The organism is Streptomyces sp. iso_384, from assembly GCF_056172905.1.
The window spans coordinates 918,651-932,213 of the sequence record NZ_JBWBTT010000001.1; the positions used below are offsets into that span (position 1 = coordinate 918,651).

Annotated in this window: 12 protein-coding genes and 1 tRNA gene; 4 read left to right on the forward strand and 9 right to left on the reverse strand. The window is 70.6% G+C overall.

Features of this window, described 5'->3' with window-relative positions; translation table 11 throughout:
* Positions 1–64 precede the first annotated feature (64 nt).
* On the forward strand, positions 65–874 hold the full coding sequence (locus tag AC0VY3_RS04195) for a trans-aconitate 2-methyltransferase (RefSeq protein WP_103507397.1): 810 nt from the start codon (positions 65–67) through the stop codon (positions 872–874).
* Entirely contained in the window at positions 874–1,251 is a 378-nt protein-coding gene (locus tag AC0VY3_RS04200; protein ID WP_475551636.1) for a VOC family protein, read from the forward strand. The genes AC0VY3_RS04195 and AC0VY3_RS04200 overlap by 1 nt, the downstream gene beginning before the upstream one ends.
* 49 nt (positions 1,252–1,300) lie before the next feature.
* On the opposite strand, the gene AC0VY3_RS04205 is transcribed toward AC0VY3_RS04200, so the two are convergent.
* Positions 1,301–1,987, reverse strand: coding sequence for a TetR/AcrR family transcriptional regulator (locus tag AC0VY3_RS04205; protein WP_103507394.1), 687 nt, complete (start codon positions 1,985–1,987; stop codon positions 1,301–1,303).
* Positions 1,984–2,979 (reverse strand): acyl-CoA desaturase, encoded by a 996-nt coding sequence (locus AC0VY3_RS04210; protein ID WP_103507393.1) that lies wholly within the window; start codon positions 2,977–2,979, stop codon positions 1,984–1,986. The genes AC0VY3_RS04205 and AC0VY3_RS04210 overlap by 4 nt, the downstream gene beginning before the upstream one ends.
* A gap of 399 nt (positions 2,980–3,378) precedes the next feature.
* On the opposite strand from AC0VY3_RS04210, the gene ppc reads away from it, so the two are divergent.
* Positions 3,379–6,108 carry a phosphoenolpyruvate carboxylase gene (ppc, locus tag AC0VY3_RS04215; RefSeq protein ID WP_103507392.1) on the forward strand — a complete coding sequence of 910 codons (2,730 nt, stop codon included), beginning with the start codon at positions 3,379–3,381 and terminating at the stop codon, positions 6,106–6,108.
* 45 nt (positions 6,109–6,153) lie between these two features.
* On the opposite strand, the gene AC0VY3_RS04220 is transcribed toward ppc, so the two are convergent.
* The 6 genes from AC0VY3_RS04220 to AC0VY3_RS04245 form a co-directional block, all read right to left on the reverse strand.
* Positions 6,154–6,624 carry a hypothetical protein gene (locus AC0VY3_RS04220; protein ID WP_242742421.1) on the reverse strand — a complete coding sequence of 157 codons (471 nt, stop codon included), beginning with the start codon at positions 6,622–6,624 and terminating at the stop codon, positions 6,154–6,156.
* Between the two features lie 122 nt (positions 6,625–6,746).
* Positions 6,747–7,340, reverse strand: coding sequence for an aminoacyl-tRNA hydrolase (pth, locus tag AC0VY3_RS04225; protein WP_103507390.1), 594 nt, complete (start codon positions 7,338–7,340; stop codon positions 6,747–6,749).
* 124 nt (positions 7,341–7,464) lie between these two features.
* Complete coding sequence (locus tag AC0VY3_RS04230) at positions 7,465–8,055, reverse strand: 50S ribosomal protein L25/general stress protein Ctc (RefSeq protein ID WP_103507389.1); 591 nt, start codon at positions 8,053–8,055, stop codon at positions 7,465–7,467.
* Positions 8,056–8,262: 207 nt separating this feature from the next.
* Complete coding sequence (locus AC0VY3_RS04235; RefSeq protein WP_006125162.1) at positions 8,263–9,240, reverse strand: ribose-phosphate diphosphokinase; 978 nt, start codon at positions 9,238–9,240, stop codon at positions 8,263–8,265.
* A gap of 120 nt (positions 9,241–9,360) precedes the next feature.
* Positions 9,361–10,809: a bifunctional UDP-N-acetylglucosamine diphosphorylase/glucosamine-1-phosphate N-acetyltransferase GlmU gene (glmU, locus tag AC0VY3_RS04240; RefSeq protein ID WP_475548968.1), complete on the reverse strand. Its 1,449-nt coding sequence runs from the start codon at positions 10,807–10,809 to the stop codon at positions 9,361–9,363.
* A gap of 109 nt (positions 10,810–10,918) precedes the next feature.
* Positions 10,919–10,991 (reverse strand) — tRNA-Gln (locus tag AC0VY3_RS04245).
* A gap of 406 nt (positions 10,992–11,397) precedes the next feature.
* Between AC0VY3_RS04245 and AC0VY3_RS04250 the strand changes: the two genes are divergently transcribed.
* The gene (locus tag AC0VY3_RS04250) at positions 11,398–12,729 is read left to right on the forward strand and encodes a sensor histidine kinase (RefSeq protein ID WP_475548969.1); all 1,332 of its coding nucleotides are present in this window, start codon (positions 11,398–11,400) and stop codon (positions 12,727–12,729) included.
* A 324-nt stretch (positions 12,730–13,053) separates the two neighbouring features.
* On the opposite strand, the gene AC0VY3_RS04255 is transcribed toward AC0VY3_RS04250, so the two are convergent.
* The gene (locus tag AC0VY3_RS04255) at positions 13,054–13,554 is read right to left on the reverse strand and encodes an SUKH-3 domain-containing protein (RefSeq protein ID WP_475548970.1); all 501 of its coding nucleotides are present in this window, start codon (positions 13,552–13,554) and stop codon (positions 13,054–13,056) included.
* Positions 13,555–13,563 lie beyond the last annotated feature (9 nt).

Below are 13,563 nucleotides of genomic sequence, written 5' to 3' on the forward strand. Positions count from 1 at the left end.
ACGTGAAGTCTCTTGAATTCAAGTGTCTTGACATCAAGACAGTCTCGGCGTGATCCTGCTGCCCATGACGCCCACTCCCGAACCCACCTGGGATCCGCGGCAGTACCTGCGCCACGCGGACCATCGCACCCGCCCCTTCCAGGACCTCCTGGCCCACATCGGCGACCTCCCCGGCCACCCCGCACCCCGCATCGCCGACCTCGGCTGCGGCGCGGGCAACGTCACCACGCTCCTCGCGGACCGCTGGCCGGAAGCCCGGATCACCGGCTACGACACCTCGCGCGAGATGCTCGCCGAAGCCGCCGCCCGCGCCCGGCCGCCCCTGCTCGACTTCGCCGAGGCCGACGCCGCGACCTGGCAGCCCACCGAGACGTACGGCCTGATCGTCTCCACCTCCGCGCTCCAGTGGATCCCCGGCCACGCCGACCACTTCCCCCGCTGGCTGGACGCCCTCGCCCCCGGCGGCACCCTCGCCTTCCAGGTCCCCGGCAACTTCACCGCCCCCAGCCACACCCTCCTGGCCCGCCTCCGCGAATCCGACCGCTGGCACTCCCGCCTCCACGGCGTCGGCGACCGCACCGCATCCGTCCTGGACCCCGCCGGCTACCTCACCCGCCTCCGCGACCTGGGCTGCACGGCCGACGTCTGGGAGACCACCTACCTCCAGACCCTGCACGGCGACGACGCGGTCCTCGACTGGGTCAAGGGCACCGCCCTGCGCCCCGTCCTCACCGCCCTCGCCGACGACCCGGCCGCCCGCGACGCGTTCCTCGCCGACTACCGCGACCTGCTCCGCGAGGCCTATCCGCCGGGCCCGTACGGCACGGTCTTCCCGTTCCGCCGCATCTTCGCCGTAGCCCGCAAGGAGACATGATGACCGCCGCCGTGGGCCTCGCCGCCGTCGACCACGTACAGCTCGCCGCCCCGCCCGGCTCCGAGGACGCCCTGCGCGCCTTCTACACCGAGGCCCTGGGCATGACCGAGATCCCGAAACCCCCGGTGCTCGCCGCCCGCGGCGGCTGCTGGTTCGCCGCCGGACCGGTCCAGCTCCACCTGGGCGCCGAGGAGGACTTCCGCCCCGCGAAGAAGGCCCACCCGGGCCTGCGGGTGAACGGAATCGTGGCGTACGCGGCCCGCCTGGAGTCCCACGGCACCGGCGTCACCTGGGACGACCACCTCCCCGGCCACCGCCGCTTCTACGCCCATGACCCGGCCGGCAACCGGCTGGAGTTCCTGGAGCCGGACGCATGACCGGCCGGGAGGTCCGACGGACCGGGCCGTCGGACCTCCCGCCCGGTGCTCAGCTCTTCCGGTGCCCTATCAGCCGCGGCTTCGACTCCAGGTTCTCCAGCCCGTGCCAGCACAGATTCACCAGATGGGCGGCGACCTCCGCCTTCTTCGGCTTGCGGACGTCCAGCCACCACTGGCCCGTCAGCGCCACCATGCCCACCAGCGCCTGCGCGTACAGCGGGGCCAGCTTCGGGTCGAAGCCCCGGGCCTTGAACTCCAGGCCCAGGATGTCCTCCACCTGCGTGGCGATATCGCTGATCAGCGACGCGAACGTGCCCGTCGACTGCGCCACCGGCGAATCCCGCACCAGGATCCGGAAACCGTCCGTGTACGACTCGATGTAGTCCAGCAGCGCGAACGCCGCCTGCTCCAGCAGCTCACGCGGATGGCCCGCCGTGAGCGCCCCCGTCACCATGTCCAGCAGCTGACGCATCTCGCGGTCGACCACCACGGCGTACAGGCCCTCCTTGCCGCCGAAGTGCTCGTACACCACCGGCTTGGACACCCCGGCGCGCGCCGCGATCTCCTCCACCGACGTGCCCTCGAAGCCCTTGTCGGCGAACAGGGCGCGCCCGATGTCCAGCAGCTGCTCACGGCGCTCCTTGCCCGTCATCCGGACCCGCCGGGCCCGCCGGGAGGGGGTAGGACTGCTCTTCTCGCTGCTCGTGCTGGAGTCGGTCGCCACGTCGTCAATCATGCCGCGTCGGCCGGTACTGACGTGCGCCGGGAGTCGATACGCGCGGCATCCGGCCACCGTACGTCCGTGGCCCACCCCAGCTTCTCGAACCAGCGGATCAGCCGGGCGCTGGAATCGATCTGCCCCCGCATCACCCCGTGCCGCGCGCTCGTCGGGTCCGCGTGGTGCAGGTTGTGCCACGACTCGCCGCACGACAGCACCGCCAGCCACCACACGTTCCCCGACCGGTCACGGGACTTGAAGGGCCGCTTGCCCACCGCGTGACAGATCGAGTTGATCGACCAGGTCACATGGTGCAGCAGCGCCACCCGCACCAGCGAACCCCAGAAGAACGCCGTCGCCGCACCCCACCACGACATCGTCACCAGACCGCCGACCAGCGGCGGAACAGCCAGCGAGACGATCGTGAAGGTCAGGAAGTGACGCGAGATCGCCCGGATCGCCGGGTCCTTGACCAGGTCGGGGGCGTACTTCTGCTGCGGCGTCTGCTCCTCGTCGAACATCCACGCGATGTGCGCCCACCACAGCCCCTTCATCAGGGCCGGCAGCGTCCCGCCGAACCGCCACGGCGAATGCGGGTCGCCCTCCGCGTCCGAGAACCGGTGGTGCTTGCGGTGATCGGCCACCCACCGCACCAGGGGCCCCTCCACCGCCAGCGAGCCCATCACGGCCAGCGCGATCCGCAGCGGCCGCTTCGCCTTGAACGAACCGTGCGTGAAGTACCGGTGGAAGCCGATCGTGATCCCGTGGCAGCCGATGAAGTACATCGCCACCAGCAGCCCCACATCCAGCCAGCTCACCCCCCACCCCCACGCCAGCGGCACCGCCGCGACCAGCGCCACGAACGGCACCAGGATGAACGCCAGCAGCGCGAACTGCTCGATCGACCGCTTCTTGTCGCCGCCCAGCGTGGCGGGAGGCAGCGAGGCCCCGGCCGCCCCGGGCGGCTCGGTCTCGTCGATCACATGGGGAGCATGGGGAGTGCTCGGCATTGGGGGGTACCTCGGAGGGTGAGGGAGCGGTACTGGGACTGCCTGGCTACGGTTCCGTAACCTACGGCTTGGTAAGTATGGCAGTGACGGGCCCCACAACACGAGAGGCCGCTCCAACCCGTCCCACGCGGTAACCCGCCCGCCCCCGGGGTAGGGGGTAACCGCCCGGGTGCCTCCTGGGCGGCGACCGCGACCCCGCCGGGGCAACGGACACGCCGCCTGCGACGACACCTATCCTGGGAGCGTCGGACAGCGCGGTCCGCACCCGCTCGTCGGGGCGTGGCGACAGCACCGCTGCCAGCCGCAGGGCCCCGGACCCCGCCTCCCGCCCCCACCACCGGACACATGGGGACGGCGAAGCGAACGCACCTCCTCATTCACTGCAAGGAGCCGCACACTGTGAGCAGTGCCGACCAGACCCCTGCCGCCAGCCCCGCGCTGCGCGCCGACATCCGCCGCCTCGGCGACCTTCTCGGCGAGACCCTCGTACGCCAGGAGGGCCAGGAGCTCCTCGACCTCGTCGAGCGGGTCCGCGCCCTGACCCGCACCGACGGCGAGGCCGCCGCCGAGCTCCTCGGCGACACGGACCTGGAGACCGCCGCCCAGCTCGTGCGCGCCTTCTCCACCTACTTCCACCTCGCCAACGTCACCGAGCAGGTCCACCGCGCCCACGAGATGCGCGACCGCCGCTCGGCCGAGGGCGGCCTGCTGGCCCGCACCGCCGACCGGCTCAAGGACGCCGACCCCGAGCACCTGCGCGAGACGGTCAAGAACCTCAACGTCCGCCCCGTCTTCACCGCACACCCCACCGAGGCCGCCCGCCGCTCCGTCCTCAACAAGCTCCGCCGCATCGCGGCCCTCCTGGAGACCCCGGCCATCGAGGCCGACCGCCGTCGCCTGGACCTCCGGCTCGCCGAGAACATCGACCTCATCTGGCAGACCGACGAGCTCCGCGTCGTCCGCCCGGAGCCCGCCGACGAGGCCCGCAACGCCATCTACTACCTCGACGAGCTGCACGCCAACGCCGTCGGCGACGTCCTGGAGGACCTCGCCGCCGAACTGGACCGCGTCGGCGTCGAACTCCCCGCCGGCACCCGCCCCCTCACCTTCGGCACCTGGATCGGCGGCGACCGCGACGGCAACCCCAACGTGACGCCCGCCGTCACCTGGGACGTCCTGATCCTCCAGCACGAGCACGGCATCACCGACGCCCTGGAGATGATCGACCACCTCCGCGGCCTCCTCTCCAACTCCATCCGCTACGCCGGAGCCACCGAGGAACTCCTCACCTCCCTCCAGGCCGACCTGGAACGCCTCCCCGGCATCAGCCCCCGCTACAAGCGGCTGAACGCCGAGGAGCCCTACCGCCTCAAGGCCACCTGCATCCGGCAGAAGCTCGTCAACACCCGCGAGCGCCTCGCCGAAGGCACCCCCCACCGCCCCGGCTGCGACTACCTCGGTACCGCCGAGCTCCTCGCCGACCTGGAGCTCATCCAGACCTCCCTGCGCGAGCACCGCGGCGGCCTCTTCGCCGACGGCCGGATGGACCGCACCATCCGCACCCTGGCCGCCTTCGGCCTCCAGCTCGCCACCATGGACGTACGCGAACACGCCGACGCCCACCACCATGCCCTCGGCCAGCTCTTCGACCGGCTCGGCGAGGAGTCCTGGCGCTACGCCGACATGCCCCGCGACTACCGGCAGAAGCTTCTCGCCAAGGAACTGCGCTCGCGCCGCCCGCTGGCCCCCACCCCGGCCCCGCTCGACGCGGCCGGCGAGAAGACCCTCGGCGTCTTCCACACCATCAAGCAGGCCTTCGAACGCTTCGGCCCCGAGGTCATCGAGTCCTACATCATCTCGATGTGCCAGGGCGCCGACGACGTCTTCGCCGCCGCCGTCCTCGCCCGCGAGGCCGGACTCGTCGACCTGCACGCCGGCTGGGCCAAGATCGGCATCGTGCCGCTCCTGGAGACCACCGACGAGCTCAAGGCCGCCGACGTCATCCTCGACGCGATGCTCGCCGACCCCTCCTACCGCCGCCTCGTCTCCCTGCGCGGCGACGTCCAGGAGGTCATGCTCGGCTACAGCGACTCCTCCAAGTTCGGCGGCATCACCACCTCCCAGTGGGAGATCCACCGCGCCCAGCGACGCCTCCGCGACGTCGCCCACCGCTACGGCGTACGCCTGCGCCTCTTCCACGGCCGCGGCGGCACCGTCGGCCGCGGCGGCGGCCCCTCGCACGATGCGATCCTCGCCCAGCCCTGGGGCACGCTGGAGGGCGAGATCAAGGTGACCGAGCAGGGCGAGGTCATCTCCGACAAGTACCTCATCCCGGCCCTCGCCCGCGAGAACCTGGAACTGACCGTCGCGGCCACCCTCCAGGCCTCCGCCCTGCACACCGCGCCCCGCCAGTCCGACGAGGCCCTCGCCCGCTGGGACGCGGCCATGGACACCGCCTCCGACGCGGCCCACAGCGCCTACCGCAAGCTCGTCGAGGACCCGGACCTGCCCGCGTACTTCCTCGCCTCCACCCCGGTGGACCAGCTCGCCGACCTGCACCTGGGCTCGCGGCCCTCCCGCCGCCCCGGCTCCGGCGTCTCGCTCGACGGGCTGCGCGCCATCCCGTGGGTCTTCGGCTGGACCCAGTCCCGCCAGATCGTGCCCGGCTGGTACGGCGTCGGCTCCGGCCTCAAGGCCCTGCGCGAAGCCGGACTCGACACCGTCCTCGAAGAGATGCACGAGCACTGGCACTTCTTCCGGAACTTCCTCTCCAACGTGGAGATGACGCTCGCCAAGACCGATCTGCGCATCGCCCGGCACTACGTCGACACGCTCGTCCCCGACGAGCTGAAGCACGTCTTCGACGCCATCGAGGCCGAGCACGCGCTCACGGTGAGCGAAGTCCTCAAGGTCACCGGATCCACCGAACTGCTCGGCACCAGCCCGGTGCTCCAGCAGACCTTCGCCATCCGCGACGCCTACCTGGACCCGATCTCCTACCTCCAGGTCTCGCTGCTGGCCCGCCAGCGCCAGGCAGCCGAACGCGGCGAGGAGCCCGACCCGCTGCTCTCCCGCGCCCTGCTGCTCACCGTCAACGGTGTCGCGGCGGGCCTGCGCAACACCGGCTGACCGTCAACACCGGCCGACCGTACGGAACACCCCGGGGCGGTCCTGCTACAGCGCGACGAACGTCGCCACCAGCAGGGCCGCCCCCGCCGTTCCCGCACCCCACGCCGTACGCGTCAGCCGCAGCCCGCCGCCGATCACGAACGCGGCCAGCACCAGCGCCCCGCCCAACGGCACCCAGGCATGCAGAAGGCCCGGCAGCCCCGTGCGGACCACCACATCGGTACCGGGCTTCACCACCACGGGGAAACGATCCCCCTTCCGCGCCGCGACGGACGCGTCCACGGTCACCCGCGGGCGCTCCCGCGACACCGAGTCCGGCTCGTACGACCCGGTGCACGTCTCCTCGCCGCACCCCGTCACCGTCACGGTCCCGTGGTCACGGCCCTTGGCCAGAACGATGTGGTGCGCGGTGTCCCACGACGACCACGCACCCGCGACCAGCAGCACCAGGACGACCAGCCCCATGGCCGCCCGACGGCCCGCGACCGCCGCACGCCGGGAAGAGCTCCGCTTCATGGGGGCCGATCCTTTGCCAGACCCGCGTCCCCGGTCAACCTATGGCCGAAAAACGCCCCACCAGCACCAGGAATGTCAGGAGTTGTACGCGGCGGGGGAGCGCGACGAACCGGGCACGGCCCTCAGGAGTTGTACGCGCTCTGCGCCCGCTCCAGACCCTCCGCCAGCAGACACTCCACCGCGTCCGCCGACCGGTCCACCAGGAACGCCAGCTCCTTGCGCTCCGTCGACGAGAAGTCCTTCAGCACGAAATCCGCGACCTGCATCCGCCCCGGCGGCCGCCCGATCCCGAACCGCACCCGGTGATAGTCCGGACCCATCGCCTTCGTCATCGACTTCAGCCCGTTGTGCCCGTTGTCCCCGCCGCCCAGTTTCAGCCGCAGCGCCCCGTAGTCGACGTCCAGTTCGTCATGGACCGCCACGACATGGTCCGTCGGCACCTTGTAGAAGTCCCGCAGCGCCGTCACCGGCCCGCCCGACAGATTCATGTACGACATCGGCTTCACCAGGATCACCCGCCGGCTCGCCGGACCCGGCGGACCGATCCGCCCCTCCAGGACCTGCGCCTGCGCCTTCTGCGCCCGCTTGAACTTCCCGCCGATCCGTGTCGCCAGCAGATCGGCGACCATGAACCCGACGTTGTGCCGGTTCGCCGCGTAGTCGGGACCCGGATTGCCCAGGCCCACGATGAGCCAGGGGTCGGTGGCGTCGGACATCAGCGCTCGGTCTCCTCACATACGGCCTACGGCACAGGCAAACGGGGCGGCGGCTCCCGGAAGGGAACCACCACCCCGTCAGTCAAGCAGGTGGAACAGAAGTGGTGCGGGTGGAGCGTGAGGCTCAGGCCTCGGCGGTCTCGCCCTCGGCGGCCTCGCCGGCGGCCGGCTCCTCGGCCTGCGCGGCGACGACCTGGATCACGATGGCGTCCTCGTCACCGGCGAGCACGGAGCCCTTCGGCAGCGGGATGTCCTTGGCGACGATCGAGTCACCGGCGTCCAGGCCCGCGACGGAGACCGTCACGGACTCGGGGATGTGGGTGGCCTCGGCCTCGACGAGCAGCGTGTTCAGGACGAACTCGAGCAGGTTGGCGCCCGGCGCCAGGTCGCCCTCGGCGTGCACCGCGATCTCGACCTCGACCTTCTCGCCGCGCTTCACGGTCAGCAGGTCGACGTGCTCGATGGTGCCCTTGAGGGGGTGACGCTGCACGGCCTTCGGGATGACCAGCGCGTCCTTGCCGTCGATCTCCAGACCGATCAGCACGTTGGCCGTACGCAGCGCGAGCAGCAGCTCGTGGCCGGGAAGGGTGACGTGGACCGGCTCGGCGCCGTGGCCGTAAACGACACCGGGAACCTGGTTGGCACGACGGACACGGCGGGCGGCGCCCTTGCCGAACTCGGTACGGACCTCGGTGGCGAGCTTGATCTCAGCCATGGTTGCACTCCTCGTCAGGTGGGTGAGCCGTCGGGAGACGGAACACGAACGGTCACCCGGCCCACGACAGGCCTGCTACGAAGAGCGCGTCGATAACGGACCGCCGTACACACAGGTACGGCCTCCCTCGCCGAGCAACTCGCTGAGTCTACCCGGCGGAGAGGCCGCATCCCAAAGTGGATCACCAGGCGGTGATCAGCACTGCTGTCAGCCCTGCTCCTCGAAGAGGCTCGTCACCGAACCGTCCTCGAACACCTCACGCACCGCGCGCGCGATCGTCGGCGCGATCGACAGCACTGTGATCTTGTCCAGTTCCAGCTCACCCGGGGTCGGCAGTGTGTCCGTGAAGACGAACTCGCTCACCTTCGAGTTCTTCAGCCGGTCCGCCGCCGGACCCGACAGCACCCCGTGCGTCGCCGTCACGATGACGTCCTCCGCACCGTGCGCGAACAGGGCGTCGGCGGCGGCGCAGATCGTGCCACCGGTGTCGATCATGTCGTCGACCAGCACACAGACGCGGCCCTCGACGTTGCCGACGACCTCGTGGACGGAGACCTGGTTCGGCACGTCCTTGTCACGGCGCTTGTGCACGATCGCCAGCGGCGCGTCCAGCCGGTCGCACCAGCGGTCGGCGACCCGCACGCGGCCCGCGTCCGGCGACACGATCGTCAGCTTGGAACGGTCGACCTTCGCACCCACGTAGTCCGCCAGGATCGGCAGCGCGAACAGGTGGTCCACCGGGCCGTCGAAGAAGCCCTGGATCTGGTCCGTGTGCAGATCGACGGTGAGGATCCGGTCCGCACCCGCCGTCTTCATCAGGTCCGCCACCAGGCGGGCCGAGATCGGCTCACGGCCCTTGTGCTTCTTGTCCTGGCGGGCGTAGCCGTAGAACGGCACGATCACCGTGATGGAGCGGGCCGAGGCGCGCTTCAGCGCGTCCAGCATGATCAGCTGCTCCATGATCCACTTGTTGATCGGAGCCGTGTGGCTCTGGATCAGGAAGCAGTCCGCGCCACGTGCCGACTCCTGGAACCGCACATAGATCTCACCGTTGGCGAAATCGAAGGCCTTCGTCGGCACGAGTCCGACTCCCAGCTGATGGGCGACCTCCTCGGCCAGCTCGGGGTGGGCGCGGCCGGAGAAGAGCATCAGTTTCTTCTCGCCGGTCGTCTTGATCCCGGTCACAGCACAGTCTCCTCAGACGTGTATCTGGCGCTGCACGCATAGGTCCCGATGTGCAACGAGCCAGCCGAAATGGGGTGAGCATCTATCACGGTACGCCGTCACCGGCGCACCTGTTTCCGGTCAGCTTTGGCCGTCGGTCTCCTGCGCGGAAGCCTGGGCGGCCTGAGCGGCGGCGCTGCCCGGACGCTTCCGGGCCACCCAACCCTCGATATTCCGCTGCTGGCCCCGCGCCACGGCCAGCGAACCGGCGGGCACGTCCTTCGTGATGACCGACCCGGCGGCGGTGTAGACCCCGTCCCCGACCGTGACAGGCGCCACAAACATATTGTCGGAGCCGGTGCGGCAGTGGGAGCCGATCGTCGTGTGGTGCTTGGCGACGCCGTCGTAGTTCACGAAGACGCTCGCCGCACCGATGTTGGTGTGATCGCCGATGGTCGCGTCACCGACGTAGCTGAGGTGGGGGACCTTGGTCCCTTCCCCGATCGTCGCGTTCTTCATCTCCACGTACGTACCGGCCTTGGCCTTCGTGCCCAGCCGGGTGCCCGGCCGCAGGTAGGCGTACGGCCCCACGGACGCCCCGGGCCCGACCTCGGCCGAGAGCGTCACCGTGTTGTCGATCCGGGCCCCGGCGCCGACGAGGGTGTCCTCGATCCGCGAGTTCGGCCCCACTTCGGAGTCCTCCGCGAGATGCGTCGCCCCCAGCAGTTGGGTCCCGGGATGCACGACCGCGTCCCGCTCGTACGTCACGGTCGCGTCGATCAGCGTGGACGCCGGGTCGACGATCGTCACACCGGCGAGCATCGCCCGCTCCAGTAGCCGTTCGTTCAGCAGCCGACGCGCCTCGGCCAGTTGGAGCCGGTTGTTGATGCCGAGGATCTCGCGGTGGTCGCCCGCCACGGACGCCCCGACCCGGTGCCCGGCCTCGCGCAGGATGGAGAGCACATCGGTGAGGTACTCCTCGCCCTGGCTGTTGTCGGTACGCACCTTGCCCAGGGCGTCGCCCAGCAGCCGCCCGTCGAACGCGAACACCCCGGAGTTGATCTCCGGGATCGTCCGCTGCTCGTCGGTGGCGTCCTTGTGCTCGACGATCTCGGTGACCGCACCGGTGGCGGGGTCGCGCACGATGCGCCCGTAACCGGTGGAGTCCGGAACCTCGGCGGTGAGCACGGTGACCGCGTTGGCGTCGGCGGCGTGGGTGGCGGCGAGCGCGCCGAGCGTCTCGCCGGACAGCAGAGGGGTGTCGCCGCAGACGACGATCACGGTGCCCTCGACGGATCCGCCGAGCTCCTCCAGCCCCATGCGGACGGCGTGCCCGGTCCCGTTCTGCTCGGCCTGGAAGGCGGTGCGCACGGGGGCGTCGCCGGCGTTCAGATGCGCGGTGACCTGCTCACTGGCGTGTCCGACGACCACGACGAGGTGCTGGGGGGCCAGCTCACGGGCGGCGGCGACGACATGTCCGACGAGCGAGCGCCCGGAGATCTCGTGCAGAACCTTGGGAGTCTTCGACTTCATGCGGGTGCCCTCACCCGCTGCGAGGACGACGACGGCTGCCGGGCTGGTTGCGCTCACGGATGTGCCCTTCGGCTTCGGGTGGTGGTCATCCGCAGGATACCGGGGGTGTTTCCGGTGGAAACGGGGGCGGGCCCCGACCGGTGTGGTCGGGGCCCGCGTGCCGGAGCTCCCCCATCAGGATTTGAACCTGAACAGACGGTACCAAAAACCGCAGTGCTGCCTGATTACACCATGGGGGATTAATTCCGACTAAACCGGACATCGTGTCGGCTCGCCGGAGCGGCACCCAACACTATGCCGTACCAAGCGCCTTCTACGCGACGATAGAGCTCGGCGCTCTTGGTCACGTAGATGACGAGGCGACCGCGACAGGTCTCCCCGGAGTTCTTGCCCTCGGCGAGACCGAACTCTTCGAACAGCCCGGCTCGACCTGGATCCGGTCGTAGGTCATGCCCTGGAGTCGGCGTACTTGCCTGTGGTCTCCGTCATACAGGGATCGTTGTCCGGAATCCGAACGTCCGCGTCGAAAGCGTGGTCGATTCGCTATTTCAGGCGATCGGCATGCGTTTCGTGCTTGTTCGAATGCGGAACGTGCTGTTGCCGGTCACCCGAAAATGAGATGCGTCCGCCCGTAGGCTGGATGCCATGACCGCAACGGGGGCAGACCGGGAAGCGGCGGGATCGACCACCCGCGGCTACTGGTGGTGGGAGCGGCGACGCAGTGTCGCCCTGGACGTGGGACTGGCGCTGGTTTCGGCGCTGGAGTGTGGCCTGGAGGGGGTGGAGTTCGCCCGGAACACCGGGATTCCGGTGCCGGTGGGCGTGGTCTTCGGGCTTCTTGCCGGTTCGGTGCTGCTGGTACGCCGGCGGTGGCCGATCGCCGTGGTGCTCGTGACGATCGCCATGACGCCCGCCGAGATGGGCTTCCTGATGGCCCTCGTGGGCCTCTACACCCTGGCCGCGTCCGAGGTGCCGCGCCGGATCACCGTCGTCCTGGCCGGGATGGCGCTGGTGGGGACGTTCATCGTCACCTACGTACGGCTGCGCCAGAGCGTCGCCGAACAGGCCGACTTCGGGCCGGGGGACTGGTACGTCCCGCTGATGTCCGTCTTCATGGCGGTGGGGCTGACGGCCCCGTCCGTGCTGTTCGGCCTCTACATAGGGGCCAGACGACGCCTGATGGAGAGTCTGCGGGAGCGGGCCGATTCGCTGGAGCGGGAGCTGTCGCTGCTCGCGGACCGGGCCGAGGAGCGGGCCGAGTGGGCGCGTACGGAGGAGCGGACCCGGATCGCCCGGGAGATGCACGACGTGGTCGCCCACCGGGTGAGCCTGATGGTGGTCCACGCCGCAGCGCTCCAGGCCGTCGCGCCGAAGGACCCGGCGAAGGCGGTGCGCAACGCGGCGCTGGTCGGCGACATGGGCCGGCAGGCGCTCACGGAGCTGCGCGAGATGCTCGGGGTGCTGCGGACCGGGGACGCGCTGACCGCGCCGGCCGCGGCGGGTGCGGTTCCGCTGGCGTCGGTGAAGCAGGTGGCCGCGGCCGCCGCTGCCGCCGCCTCGGAGGACGGGCCCCGGCTGGACGAGCTGGAGGCGCTGGTCGCGCAGTCGCGGCAGGCGGGGATGACCGTCGAGATGTCGGTGGACGGTGAGGTGCAGCCGTATCCGCCGGAGGTCGAGCAGACCGCGTTCCGGGTGGTGCAGGAGGCGCTGACGAACGTGCACAAGCATGCGGCGGGCGCGAAGACGTGGGTGCGGCTGGCGCACCGGGACGCCGAGGTCGCGATGCAGGTGGAGAACGGGCCCTCGGACTCGGCGGCTGCGGATGCGGGGCTGCCGAGCGGGGGGAACGGGTTGGTGGGGATGCGGGAGCGGGTGCAGGGGCTGGGGGGCGTGTTCGTGTCCGGTCCTACGGACGCGGGGGGCTTCCGGGTCTCTGCGGTGCTCCCTGCCACCCATCCCGGCCTGTCCGGCGCGTGAGGGCCGGCCATCTCAGCCCGTCCGGCTTCGGGGGCCGCCCACTCCGCCTGGTCGGCGTGCGAGGGGCGGCCCATCTCAGCCCGTCCGGCGTTTGAGGACGGAAGCCTGGGTGGGGCGGCGGCACCTTTTCCTGGCCGGGAAGCAATGGTGCCGGTTCGTCCCGAGCAACGGTTCCGTCCTCAAACGCCGGACCGGCTGGTGGTGGTCGGGTTCGTCCTCAAACGCCGGACGGGCTGGTGGTGGCCGGGTTCGTCCTCAAGTGCCGGACCGGCTGGTGGTGGCCGGGTTCGTCCTCAAGTGACGGACGGGCTGGGTGTACGTGGCTCAGGGCGACGTCAGGCGGGACGGCTGCGTGCCCGTTACCAGTGTGGCCAGGGCCTCGTCGATGTCCTGGCCGAGGAACCAGTCCCCCGTGTGGTCGATGCTGTACACCCGGCCTTCCGTGTCGATCGCCAGGACCGCCTGCTCCTCCCCCTCCGCCCCCAGCGGGCTGACCTCCGTCTCCAGGGCCCGGCCGAGGTCCCCGAGCGTCCGGGCCAGATGGAGCCCGCTCAGCGGGTCGATCCGTACCGACGCGGGCGCGATGTGCCGGCCCGGCGCGGAAGCCGTGATGTGGAGGCCGCCGAACTCGGCCCAGGCCTCCACCGCCGCCGGAAAGACCGCGTGCCGGTGGCCGGCCGGAGAGGCGTGGGAGCGCAGCGCGTCGGCCCACTCCTCCGCCTGGCGGATGTCCCAGCGCCCGGGCTGCCAGCCCGCCTCGCGCAGGGCGGCGTCGACGGCGACGGGGAAGCGGGTGGTGGAGGTGTGCTGCTGACGGTTGTGCATCGGTGGGCG

Coding starts and splice junctions, on each gene's coding strand:
- AC0VY3_RS04200 (WP_475551636.1), top strand. CDS start 874: ATGACCGCCGCCGTGGGCCTCGCCGCCGTCGACCACGTACAGCTCGCC.
- AC0VY3_RS04250 (WP_475548969.1), top strand. CDS start 11,398: ATGACCGCAACGGGGGCAGACCGGGAAGCGGCGGGATCGACCACCCGC.
- AC0VY3_RS04210 (WP_103507393.1), bottom strand. CDS start 2,979: ATGCCGAGCACTCCCCATGCTCCCCATGTGATCGACGAGACCGAGCCG.
- AC0VY3_RS04220 (WP_242742421.1), bottom strand. CDS start 6,624: ATGAAGCGGAGCTCTTCCCGGCGTGCGGCGGTCGCGGGCCGTCGGGCG.
- AC0VY3_RS04205 (WP_103507394.1), bottom strand. CDS start 1,987: ATGATTGACGACGTGGCGACCGACTCCAGCACGAGCAGCGAGAAGAGC.
- AC0VY3_RS04230 (WP_103507389.1), bottom strand. CDS start 8,055: ATGGCTGAGATCAAGCTCGCCACCGAGGTCCGTACCGAGTTCGGCAAG.
- AC0VY3_RS04195 (WP_103507397.1), top strand. CDS start 65: ATGACGCCCACTCCCGAACCCACCTGGGATCCGCGGCAGTACCTGCGC.
- pth (WP_103507390.1), bottom strand. CDS start 7,340: ATGTCCGACGCCACCGACCCCTGGCTCATCGTGGGCCTGGGCAATCCG.
- AC0VY3_RS04255 (WP_475548970.1), bottom strand. CDS start 13,554: ATGCACAACCGTCAGCAGCACACCTCCACCACCCGCTTCCCCGTCGCC.